Below are 11,004 nucleotides of genomic sequence, written 5' to 3' on the forward strand. Positions count from 1 at the left end.
CCTAAAAGAGAGAAGGTTCCTGACATTGTAACTTCTGGTTTAGATACTGTTGCGGTACGGATGCCTTCCCATCCAATCGCCTTGCAACTCATCCAATATTCCAAGTGTCCAATTGCTGCTCCCAGTGCCAATCGTTTTGGGCACGTAAGTCCTACCCGAGCGGAAGATGTTCTTTCTGACCTCGGAGATTCAGTTGATTTTATTTTAGATGGAGGACCAACCCTGGTTGGGGTAGAGTCAACAGTAGTTTTTGTAACCGAAGAAGAAATTATACTCCTTCGCCCAGGAGGAATACCTATTGAAGATATCGAGAAAGTGATAGGAAGAGTAAATATTAAAAGAAAAATGTCAAAACTGTTGTCACCTGGTCTCACCAAAAAACACTACTCACCAAAAACTCCCCTATACATATATGAAGGAAACCTTGAGGAACTCGTCAAAATTAATAGAGATGATTATGCTCTGTTAACTCCTGCGCCTTTATTGGTAAACGACATCACCATTTATCCTTTGAGTCAGGCTGGTGATGTGAAAGAGATTGCTGCTAATCTATTTCATCAACTCCGCAAATTGGAAAGAATGGATTATAGGGCTATCATTGCAATTCCAGTGAAACAAAGTGGTTTGGGTCATGCAGTTATGGATCGGTTAATCCGGGCGTCAACAGGAACTGTAAAAATTGAAAATCAAAAGTTTGTTTTCATTGACAGGTAAGCAATTAAAAAGGTAAGATACCAATGAAATAAATCAAGGGGGTAAAACCATGAAAAAGGTAAAAGTATTGTTTTTAATAACAGCGGTTATGGTTACATTGATAATCGCTGGGTGTGGCGTGGTTGTCGATGTTCCTATAACTCCTTCAACCGGGTCTATCAGGATTTGTACCAATAGTCCCTCAATATATGGAACTCTTTTAGTTGATAATAGTTCATGGGGGAAAATTGATGGTGCGAATGTGGTCGGAACATCTTGTCTGGGGGGAACTGTCACTTTTGGAAGAACTTATTTCGTTGAAGTAGTGGATTATAGTTTTGGTACGGGGAGTTATTGCTGCCGTTACATTACACCACAATTTAGTGGACAGGTATTTTATCTACCTTAAATCAATATTTTTATTTGTAATTAAATAAAATTAAAACATTACAAAGGACACCAACCGAATGTCCAAAAAAAGAATAATCGCAGTAATAATAATTGCACTTCTTCTGATGATTTTAATAACTGGTTCTGGTTGTGATTTTTTAGGTTTTGGTGTAAGGGTTAGTACTGGAATCGGTAAATTATTCTTCGATTCTACTGATCCACTGGTCTATGGTGAAGTATATGTTGACAGCATTCATATTGGATACTTAAAACCATTTGATAGGATTAGTACGTTTGTTGCCCTTGATTTTGATCATGAAGTCTGGATTCGAAGTAGTTATGGAGCTGAATACCGGTGGAAATTTAGAGCACCTTTTACAGCTTCACAAATTATTCCTTTAACTCTTGATGCTATAATAAGACCTTAGTTTTTCCAAGGAGGCGCGAACTATGAGTAATCACGCCTCCTTATTCTATTCTCTCATTTATTCCTTCAAAATTAAGTCATATCCGCGATTGGGAGCTTTCATAGTTAAAAGTCGATAAGGAGCAGCTTTTTCATATTGTAAAAAAAGTATTTCTCCCGCTAAAGTATATTTTAATTGAACCGACTTTTCATCTTCATCTATCTTAACGATTTTTCCCGTCCAAATCATACCCGATGCCGGGATGAGAACCGGAAACTGTCGATTGGGAAATTCGCCAGAATTTTCTAAACCGGGGAGAAAAAATACCTGTTCCATATCGAAGATTGGAAAGGAAGTTTTTAGAGATACTTCTTTTCTACCATAAGGGGATATTAAAAACACATTCACTCTTTCCTGGTTATATTGAGCTTCAATTATGATTTCGCCTTCAGATATTTTCAACCACTTTTTGGAAAGTATAGGAGATAAATTCTTCCGATTAATAACCAGCTCTATGTCTTTTTGGGGATTTTCGTTTTGATTGGTGGAAAAAAATGAACGGAAAAGCACTTCTTGATTGGTGGTTTCAATTTCATAAATCATCTCACCCAAAATTATATCTCTCGAAGCAATTGAATATTTTAAGATTTCAATTGCTTCGAGAGTTGGCTGGAATAAATATATAAAAATTATGACCCAGATGAACCCGAAACTTTTTCCAAACTTTCTTTTTTGATCTCTAATTCTTTTTTCTCTTGATGACGATACGCTATCCATAAAAATACGCCTCCTAAAATAAAGAGAAGGGGTAGTATACTAATCACATAAACTGCCGAGAAAAAGGCAAAGGATGGTACATATTGAAAAAGCACTCGAACTAAAGCGTCAATTTCTAAAATGCAAAAAGCAAAAATAATCGATAGGAAACCAGCAAATTTTTGATTCTTTTGCAGTCTTATAAAACCAATTCCTAAAAAGCCACTGCTAACAATAATGATGAGAATTTGAAGGATTTCCTGAGCTATAAAGAAACCAGTTATAAAATTAGAAAATTGGCTATATCCAAAAAAGGAACTGAGTGGATGATACCATACTAAAATAACATTCCGGAAAAAACGCCCGCAACCTAAACTGACTCCAATGAATAAAAAATATCTGAAAAGTTCAACCCCACTTTTTTTAATTTTTTTTAATAAAAAAAGCACACTGGCAGATATTAAAACGAGCTCAATCAAAACTAAAATCGTATTAATTGATAAAACTGGGAGAAATCCTGCTAATCTATTAAGAAGGAACCGTTCAACCTGATGGTAGGGTATGATAATCATCAAGATGAAAGGGAAGAGAAAGATATTAATCCAGTTTTGGAAAGATATTGGCTTTTTTCGAAAAAAGATCAGGTAGAATAAGATATTAACGATAATTACAGTTATTAGGGGAATAGCGTAGATTATCAATGAATTTTATCCTCACTTTTTTCTATACCAACTTGATCACAATATTCTTCAATAGGGCAATTCTCACAATGAGGTCGTCGAGGAAGACAAATATTTTGTCCGAATAAAACCAGCAACGAATTGATGGGAATCCAGAATTCTTGAGGAAGTATGTCACGAAGGGCCATTTCAGTCTGTTCGGGTGTTTTCGTCTTTATGTATCCCCAACGATTCACAATCCGATGAACATGGGTATCGACACAAATACCAGGCTTACCAAACCCGACAGTTAGAACCAAATTGGCGGTTTTACGCCCAACACCAGGGAGTTCCAATAGTTCCTCCAATGTGGAGGGAACTTGGCTTTGATATTTATGAATAAGAATCTTTGAAATATCAATTAAATTCTTCGCTTTTCGACGGTAAAAACCAACGGGATAGATTAATCGAGCAATTTCATCTTCTGAATAAGCAATCAATTGTTGCGGACTCCGAATTCTTTTTAACAACCGCTCTGATACTTGACGGGTTATTTGGTCTTTGGTTCGTAAACTTAAGATACATCCTACTAAAATGAAAAATGGGTTTTTTTCCAAATTTTCCAAGGTTGAATCTTGCCATTGTTTTTTACTTTCCTGTAAAATAGCAAAAGCTTGAGCAATGTTTTGGTTATTCATATGAGATAATAATAAATAATAGGGAGTGGATTCGCAAGTGAAAATTTTAGCTCTGGTAATTTACATGATAGTTATGGTAGCAATTGGTTTTTTTAGTTTGAAAAGGACGAAAAACATCGGTGATTTCTTTTTGGCTAATCGATCTCTTGGTCCTTGGGTTTCAGCAATTGCTTATGGGGGTGCTTATTTTAGCGCAGTAATTTTTATCGGTTATGCCGGCCGGATTGGTTGGGGTTATGGTCTTTCCGATCTATGGATTGTTGCAGGAAATACCCTGGTTGGATCATTATTAGCCTGGTTGGTTTTAGCCAAAAAAACTCGCTCCGTAACCGAGGAACTCAACGCTCGGACTATGCCAGAATTTCTGGAAGCTCGCTACAGAAGCAAAACATTAAAATATCTTGCTGCGGTTATTATTTTCATCTTATTGGTTCCTTATTCTGCTTCTGTTTATATGGGATTGAGTTATTTGTTTGATGTGGTTATGGGCATTCCCTATGTTTACGCTCTATTACTCATGGCTATTCTCACCGGTGTTTATCTAGTTATGGGTGGGTACTTCGCGGTGAGCATTACCACCTTGGTCCAGGGTGGTATCATGTTTTTTGGTTCGATTTACATGGTTTTATATTTGTTATCCCGACCCGAAGTCGGTGGTATGAGTCAGGTAGTGGCTAAAATGAGTGCCATTAATCCAAAACTGGTTAGTGTTGTTGGCCCTCCGGGATTCATTGGTCTTTTTGGTTTAGTGGTTTTAACCAGCTTTGGTCCCTGGGGACTACCTCAAATGGTTCAGAAGTTTTATTCAATAAAAAACCAAAAAGTGATATTTACTGCTACTATTGTAACCACCGTTTTCGCTCTGGTTTGTAGCTTTAGTGCTTATTTTTCAGGAGCGTTAACTCATCTCTTCTTCAAAGAGCTCCCAACGCTGAATGGAGTAGCCAATCCCGATCTCCTTATGCCCAATTTGTTAATCCAATACATGCCCACTGCTTTTTCCATTATCTTTCTTCTGTTGGTCTTTTCTGCATCAATGTCAACCCTATCATCATTAGTTCTGGTGTCGTCTTCAGCAATCACCATTGACCTTTTACCCAAAAAATATGGAAAAGACAATGTGACGGTGATGAGGATTTTATGCATCTTATTTATATTTTTATCCTTAATCATTGCCATATCTGAAGTAACCTTTATAGTAAATTTAATGTCGATTTCTTGGGGAGCAACTGCGGGTAGTTTCGCTGCGCCTTATGTTTATGGTCTTTTCTGGAAAAAAGCCAATCGCCAGGGTGCTTTAGCCAGCATGATCACTGGTTTAGCATTTTCTTTAATCCTATCCTGGGCATTTGGATTTAAATCAAGCATTGTCCCATTTATTGGATCACTGGCTATTTTAATTCCTTTTGGAGTTCTTCCCATAGTATCAATATTAACTGGAGGAAATAAAAATGAAAGCCTGCCTATTTGAAGCCAAAGAAAAATATGTGATTTGCGACATTGAAAAACCTGTCCCTCAAAAAGACGAAGTCCTTATTCGGGTGAAAGCTGTTGGAATTTGTGGCACAGATATACATATTCTTAAAGGTGAATATTTCTCTGACTTTCCTTTAATAGCTGGACATGAGTTTTCGGGAGAAGTGGTTGAGGTCGGAGAAGAAGTCACTCAGTTCCAACCAGGTGATCGGGTTACTGCTGATCCTAATATATTTTGTGATAAATGTTATTTTTGTAAAATCAATAAAAATAACCATTGTTTAGACAGCCATGTGGTAGGAGTGACTCAAAATGGAGCCTTTGCTGAATATGTAGCCGTTTCCGAAAAGGGGATCTTTTCAATTCCTGATCACTTGAGTTATTCTGAAGCGGCGCTTGCCGAACCGCTGGCCTGTGTCGTTTATGGAATTCGAAGAAGTGGGATTAAACCTGGAGAAAAAGTTTTAATCTTTGGAGCTGGAGCAATTGGTTTACTTTTAATGTCACTACTTAAAATGAATGGTGCTTCCCAGGTAGTCATGGTTGACATTAGCCAAAAGAAACTTGATTTTGCTAAAAAGATGGGTGCATCGGAAGTGATTCTCAACAATGAAGATGGGGAAAAAAAGTTAAAAGCGATTGCTCCCTTTGGGTTTGAGTTGGTTGCCGATGCTACTGGATCACCCCGAGTTATGGAAAGAGAGCTACAATTTGTTGAGCCTGATGGAACCTTTTTAGTGTTTGGAGTCGCCCCTATTGGTGCTATGATGAAAGTCGAGCCTTATGATATCTTTCGTCGAGATATTCGTATCATCGGCTCTTACGCTGTGAAAAAAACTATGCAATATTCTATTAATCTCCTCGCCTCGGGAAAAATCCAGGTTAAAAATCTTATCTCTTCAACACATCCTTTAGAAGATTTTGAAAAAGGAATACTGGATTTTTATCACGACCCCGACCATATGAAAATTCAAATCATTCCATAATTTAGTAACTATGCGTTATCAATAAATTCAAATCCCCCTTTGCTAAAGGAGGAGATTGACCGACATATAAATATTTTCATTGTCATCAAATGAATCCACACTGTAACTAATCCAGGAATCTAATCTATTTATTAAAATAATAAGCAATCAAACAAGAGTAAATAAATATTGATTTTGAAAACTATAATGAATATATCTCTTATCATTGTTTCATAAGGAGGATTATAATGAAAAAAGGAGTTAATCAATGGGCATTTCCTAGTAATTTTTCAATTCCAGACATTATTCAATTAGCAGCCAAACACCGTTTCGATGGAGTAGAATTATGTCCTGATGAAGAAGGTAATTTTCCCTTAAACATCGAACAACAAAAGTTGATGGAGTGGAAATCATATTCAATAGATGAAAATATAGAAATCCGATGTATTGCTTCTGGTTTATATTGGAAATATAATTTGGCTTCTCCCAACACCGAGGTTAGAAAAAAAGCAATTGACATCGCCAAACGTTTGATTGAAATTGCTTCAATCTTGGAAGCCAAATCAATTTTATTAATCCCTGGTTATGTTAATGTCCCCTGGGATCCTTCTTCAGAAGTAGTTCCTTACGAAGAAGCCTATGAAAATTCTCGTCAGTCTATTTCAGAAATAGCAAAATTTGCCACTGATGCAAAAATAACTTTAGGGTTAGAAAACGTATGGAATAAATTATTTCTTTCCCCCATAGAATTTCGCAGTTTTATCGATAGTTTTAATAGTCAATGGGTAAGAGTTCATTTTGATACTGCCAATGTTCTCATATCAGGATATCCAGAGCAGTGGATTGAGATTCTTGGGAAACGAATTGTAACCATTCATATTAAAGACTTTAAACTTTTAGTCGGAAACATCAATGGATTTTGCCTTCCTCTTGAGGGTGATGTGAACTTTCCAGCAGTAATGGGAAGTCTTAAATCAATAGGATATGATGATTTCTTGATTGCAGAAATGATTCCACCTTATCATTATTCGGTTGACGCCTTGTTAGCAAACCTTTCATATAATCTTGATTGTATTATTAATATGAGGGTATAATAATACTGGTTACCATTTGTAATTTATATTTTTAAATAAAATATTTAATATAACTTTAATATAAATCAGATTGCAATTGAATGGTTATTAATATTTTATAAGGGGGGTGAAATGCCTTATCTAATAAATTTTATTTAAGGTTATTTCATGAAAAATTTTCTAAGGAGGAATGAATTATGAGAAAGTCATTGTGGGTCATATGTCTTGCAATGTTTTTGGTTTTTGGATTGGCTTTAATGGCTGGAGCAGCAACCAAAGTTAGAGTTATGTGGGCAGAATATGATGGATTAACACCGGAATATGCTTCTAATTTAGAAAAAGCTTTTGAAGAAAAACATCCGGATATTGATTTAGAAATAATTTCTACACCATGGAATGATATGCATGATCGTCTCATCACTTATATTGCTGGAGGGAATGCTCCGGATCTTTCGGTTATAGGAACTCGTTGGTTGTTAGAATTAATGGACATGGGAGTTGTGGAACCGATTGAACAACATCTCAGCCCAGAATTACTCGATAATATTGATCCAGCACTTTTTGAAGGAAAAATTAAGGGCGTGGTTTATGGTTTGCCAGTAGCGGCGGGAACTCGGGTCATGTATTGGCGTTCTGATCTTTTAGACAAAGCTCCGGAAACCTTTGAAGAAATGCGCACTATGTTAGAAAAAGTGGCTAAACCGGAAGAAAATTTCTATGGAATAGCCTTAACTGGTCAAAAATACGTTGAGCTCACTGAATTTGCTTATTTCTTGTTTGGTAATGATGGGTATTTCTTTGATATCAATGAAGACGGCAGCTATGGAAAATGTATTGTCAACAACGAAGCCGGTGTCAGCACTTTAACCTTTATGAACAATTTAGTTAAAGATAATTTAACCCAACCCGGAGTGACTGCTTACAAAAGAGATGAGGTTCAAAATCTTTTCATTTCCGGAAATGCAGCGATTATGATGACCGGAGGTTTTGGTGCAACACTTCTTACTCAACAAAATGTGCCTTTTAAATGGGATGTAGCTCCTCTCCCACACTTTGAAGGAAAACCTCAGAGTTCACTTATCGTTACTGATGCTATGGTTATGTTTAATGATTCAAAAGCCAAAGCCGAAGCATCCAAATTCTTAGACTTTTTCTATTCCGATGAGTGGAGGCTAGAATTCGATAAATTGGTTGGTTTCCCACCGGTTACCAAATCACTTGCCGACAATGAATTCTTCCAAACCCCAGTATATAAGTATATGGTTGATCAAATTGCTGGTGCCAAACCCTGGCCATTGATGGCTGAATGGCCAGAATGCAACGATCTGATTTGGGATAATATCGAGGCAACTTTCCTTGGACAGAAAACACCACAACAAGCTATGGATGATGCTGCAGCCGCCATTGATGCCTTAAGAGGGCTCTAAATCAATTTATAAAGAGAGGGAAGATAAAACTTCCCTCTCTTTATATACTTAAAAGTTTTGCTGATCACTTCTTAACGACCTCTAAAAGGAGAAGATTATGAGTCGGGCTGGAAAATTTTGGACCACAGAATCACGATTAGCCTATCTCCTCTTAATTCCTTCAGCAGTTTTTCTAATTGTTTTCATGTTTTATCCTATCTTTTACGTTTTTCTTATGTCTCTCTTCAAAGTCAATAAATTGGCAAATTTAACTGGATTCTATGGAATGGGTAACTTTATTACACTCTTTAAACTTCCGGAATTTTGGCAAATTATTATTCGATCTTGTATCTGGACAGCTCTGGCAGTAACTGCAAAAACTGTCATTGGATTGATTATCGCTCTGCTTCTAAACGTCGATTTTAGAGGAAGAAAATTAGCTCGGACTTTAATCATTATACCTTGGGCAAGCTCAGTTCCAATCAGTGCCATGCTCTGGCAATGGACATACAATAACGACTTTGGATTATTAAACTACACTTTACGATGGCTTGGTTTAAACCCCCCAGTTTGGTTAGCTTTTCCTTTTTCGGCTTTTATGGCTAACATTTGGGTTGATATTTGGTGTGGAATCCCTTTCATGGCATTGGTTTTTCTGGCTGGATTACAGGCAATCCCCCAAGAATTGTATGAAGCGGCTGAAGTTGATGGAGCAACATCGGTTTCGAAGTTCAGATTTGTTACGCTCCCTCTTTTAAGTGGAGTTCTGACCGTTGCAACCCTGCTTTCCATCCTTTGGACATTTAATGATTTTAACGTAATCTACATTCTCACCAAAGGTGGTCCCGCTAACTCGACTGATATACTCATTACCTATATTTATAAATATGCGTTTCAATACATAAAGTTCGGCCCTTCAGCAGCCATGGCAGTTATTACCTTTGCGATTCTCCTCACTGTGAGTATTATCTATGCCCGAAATTTCTTCCGAGAAGGAGCGCAATAAATAATGAATAGAAAAACCACCCACTATCTTGTTTATCCGGCTATAATATTTGTTCTTTTAGTTTTGCTCTTTCCTTTTTTTGTTATGGTTTCAACTATGCTCAAACCCCTTGAAGAAGTTTATTCTAACCCGCCTCACTGGATTCCAAAAAATTTGACCTTTACTAATTTTAGTGATATTTGGTCGAAATACCCACTGGTTGCTTATTTTAAAAACAGTTTTATTGTCGCCATTGGAACAACTGTATTCAATATGCTTTTATGCGTTCCAGCTGCTTATGCCATTGCTCGATTGAGATTTATAGGAAAAAACTTTATGATGTATCTTTTTTTAGTGGTTCAAATGTTCTCTCCTATTATTGTAGTTATCTCGCTTTTTAAAATTGTTGCACGACTTGGACTTTTGGATAATCTGCTTTCCTTAGTTCTCACCAACGGAGTATTTACCTTAGCTTTTGCAATTTGGTTATTAAGTGGATATTTTCGGGGTATCCCTAAAGCCATTGAAGAAGCAGCGCTTATCGATGGGTGTTCTCGCCTCCAAACCATAACTCGGATTCTTATTCCAATTGCCATGCCGGGATTAGTTACAACTATCATTTATACTTTTATATCGGCCTGGAATGAGTTTATGTTCGCTCTTACTTTTATAACTTCGATGGAAAAAAGACCGTTAACCCTTGGTCTATATAATTTCATTGGTCGCTGGACCGTTCAATGGCAATATCTTATGGCAGCAGCATTTTTAGCCTTAATTCCGGTCGTTATTTTATTTATGATTATTGAAAAAGAACTGGTCCAAGGGCTGGCGGGTGGAGCAGTAAAAGGTTGAAAGCGAGCTGAAAAATACGGTAGAAACTACAGATCGAACCTTCAATTTTCAATGGCATATTACCGATCGCTGTAATCTTCGTTGTCATCATTGTTATCAATCGGAATATTCTCAAGGAGCAAGTCTGGATTTTTTGCTTTCAGTAGCCGAAAAAATTATCAATGAATTAAAATCTCGAAATTATACAACCTGTATTAATATAACCGGCGGAGAGCCCTTGTTGGATAAGTCGGTTCTTGTTTCACTGCTCCACTTTCTAAATCAAAGTCCGGTTGTTCAAGAACTCATGATAATTACGAATGGGTTGCTATTAAACGAAGATTACCTTAGTGAACTTGAAAAATTTTCAAAATTAAGCACTATTAAACTCTCACTGGAAGGTGCTACTTCCCAAAGCAATGATCTTTTCCGGGGGAAAGGCACTTATGATTCCATCCTGCAGAAAATAAAACTTATTCAATTTCACTGTCGTTTTAAGGCTGTTGTTATGTTTACACTCCAAAAGATGAATCTTCCCGAATTAGAATTAATGCTATCCTTAGGCGAAGAGCTCAACCTTGACGGATTAATATTGGAAAGATTCATTCCTGAAGGGCAGGGAAGAGGTTTAAAAAATTTAGTTTTAGACAAATATGACTGGGAAA

The 11,004-nt window shown here is 36.8% G+C and carries 13 protein-coding genes; 10 read left to right on the top strand and 3 right to left on the bottom strand.

Annotation, left to right across the window (positions count from 1 at the left end):
- The 3 genes from PLK24_RS04130 to PLK24_RS04140 form a co-directional block, all read left to right on the top strand.
- The coding region (locus PLK24_RS04130; protein WP_324476571.1) for an L-threonylcarbamoyladenylate synthase at nucleotides 1-714 on the top strand (714 nt) is incomplete at its 5' end.
- A gap of 49 nt (nucleotides 715-763) precedes the next feature.
- Nucleotides 764-1,102 carry a hypothetical protein gene (locus PLK24_RS04135; protein ID WP_324476573.1) on the top strand — a complete coding sequence of 113 codons (339 nt, stop codon included), beginning with the start codon at nucleotides 764-766 and terminating at the stop codon, nucleotides 1,100-1,102.
- Between the two features lie 58 nt (nucleotides 1,103-1,160).
- A complete protein-coding gene (locus tag PLK24_RS04140; protein WP_324476576.1) occupies nucleotides 1,161-1,511 on the top strand; it encodes a hypothetical protein in 351 nt (116 codons plus the stop codon).
- A 57-nt stretch (nucleotides 1,512-1,568) separates the two neighbouring features.
- Here PLK24_RS04140 and PLK24_RS04145 read toward each other — a convergent pair whose 3' ends face one another.
- The 3 genes from PLK24_RS04145 to PLK24_RS04155 form a co-directional block, all read right to left on the bottom strand.
- On the bottom strand, nucleotides 1,569-2,267 hold the full coding sequence (locus PLK24_RS04145; RefSeq protein ID WP_324476578.1) for a hypothetical protein: 699 nt from the start codon (nucleotides 2,265-2,267) through the stop codon (nucleotides 1,569-1,571).
- Nucleotides 2,180-2,821, bottom strand: a complete 642-nt coding sequence (locus PLK24_RS04150) for a hypothetical protein (protein ID WP_324476579.1) — start codon at nucleotides 2,819-2,821, stop codon at nucleotides 2,180-2,182. The genes PLK24_RS04145 and PLK24_RS04150 overlap by 88 nt, the downstream gene beginning before the upstream one ends.
- Before the next feature lie 122 nt (nucleotides 2,822-2,943).
- Nucleotides 2,944-3,603 (bottom strand): endonuclease III domain-containing protein, encoded by a 660-nt coding sequence (locus PLK24_RS04155; RefSeq protein ID WP_324476581.1) that lies wholly within the window; start codon nucleotides 3,601-3,603, stop codon nucleotides 2,944-2,946.
- A 37-nt stretch (nucleotides 3,604-3,640) separates the two neighbouring features.
- On the opposite strand from PLK24_RS04155, the gene PLK24_RS04160 reads away from it, so the two are divergent.
- From PLK24_RS04160 to PLK24_RS04190, 7 genes are all read left to right on the top strand, one after another.
- Complete coding sequence (locus PLK24_RS04160) at nucleotides 3,641-5,074, top strand: sodium:solute symporter family transporter (RefSeq protein WP_324476583.1); 1,434 nt, start codon at nucleotides 3,641-3,643, stop codon at nucleotides 5,072-5,074.
- Nucleotides 5,055-6,065, top strand: a complete 1,011-nt coding sequence (locus tag PLK24_RS04165) for a zinc-dependent alcohol dehydrogenase family protein (protein WP_324476585.1) — start codon at nucleotides 5,055-5,057, stop codon at nucleotides 6,063-6,065. Before PLK24_RS04160 ends, PLK24_RS04165 begins: the two co-directional genes overlap by 20 nt.
- Before the next feature lie 227 nt (nucleotides 6,066-6,292).
- Nucleotides 6,293-7,138, top strand: coding sequence for a sugar phosphate isomerase/epimerase family protein (locus PLK24_RS04170; protein ID WP_324476587.1), 846 nt, complete (start codon nucleotides 6,293-6,295; stop codon nucleotides 7,136-7,138).
- 176 nt (nucleotides 7,139-7,314) lie between these two features.
- Entirely contained in the window at nucleotides 7,315-8,544 is a 1,230-nt protein-coding gene (locus PLK24_RS04175; protein WP_324476589.1) for an ABC transporter substrate-binding protein, read from the top strand.
- Between the two features lie 97 nt (nucleotides 8,545-8,641).
- Nucleotides 8,642-9,529, top strand: coding sequence for a carbohydrate ABC transporter permease (locus PLK24_RS04180; RefSeq protein WP_324476591.1), 888 nt, complete (start codon nucleotides 8,642-8,644; stop codon nucleotides 9,527-9,529).
- 3 nt (nucleotides 9,530-9,532) lie between these two features.
- Nucleotides 9,533-10,360, top strand: a complete 828-nt coding sequence (locus PLK24_RS04185) for a carbohydrate ABC transporter permease (protein WP_324476593.1) — start codon at nucleotides 9,533-9,535, stop codon at nucleotides 10,358-10,360.
- 58 nt (nucleotides 10,361-10,418) lie between these two features.
- A partial coding sequence (locus PLK24_RS04190; protein ID WP_324476595.1) for a radical SAM protein occupies nucleotides 10,419-11,004 on the top strand: 586 nt, incomplete at its 3' end.

The organism is Atribacter sp., assembly GCF_035418125.1.
GTDB classification, from domain to species: domain Bacteria; phylum Atribacterota; class Atribacteria; order Atribacterales; family Atribacteraceae; genus Atribacter; species Atribacter allofermentans.

Bases quoted from the DNA above. Each gene is read 5' to 3' on its own strand.
- PLK24_RS04135 (WP_324476573.1), top strand. From the start codon at position 764: ATGAAAAAGGTAAAAGTATTGTTTTTAATAACAGCGGTTATGGTTACA.
- PLK24_RS04145 (WP_324476578.1), bottom strand. From the start codon at position 2,267: ATGGATAGCGTATCGTCATCAAGAGAAAAAAGAATTAGAGATCAAAAA.
- PLK24_RS04175 (WP_324476589.1), top strand. From the start codon at position 7,315: ATGAGAAAGTCATTGTGGGTCATATGTCTTGCAATGTTTTTGGTTTTT.
- PLK24_RS04185 (WP_324476593.1), top strand. From the start codon at position 9,533: ATGAATAGAAAAACCACCCACTATCTTGTTTATCCGGCTATAATATTT.
- PLK24_RS04170 (WP_324476587.1), top strand. From the start codon at position 6,293: ATGAAAAAAGGAGTTAATCAATGGGCATTTCCTAGTAATTTTTCAATT.
- PLK24_RS04140 (WP_324476576.1), top strand. From the start codon at position 1,161: ATGTCCAAAAAAAGAATAATCGCAGTAATAATAATTGCACTTCTTCTG.
- PLK24_RS04165 (WP_324476585.1), top strand. From the start codon at position 5,055: ATGAAAGCCTGCCTATTTGAAGCCAAAGAAAAATATGTGATTTGCGAC.
- PLK24_RS04155 (WP_324476581.1), bottom strand. From the start codon at position 3,603: ATGAATAACCAAAACATTGCTCAAGCTTTTGCTATTTTACAGGAAAGT.
- PLK24_RS04180 (WP_324476591.1), top strand. From the start codon at position 8,642: ATGAGTCGGGCTGGAAAATTTTGGACCACAGAATCACGATTAGCCTAT.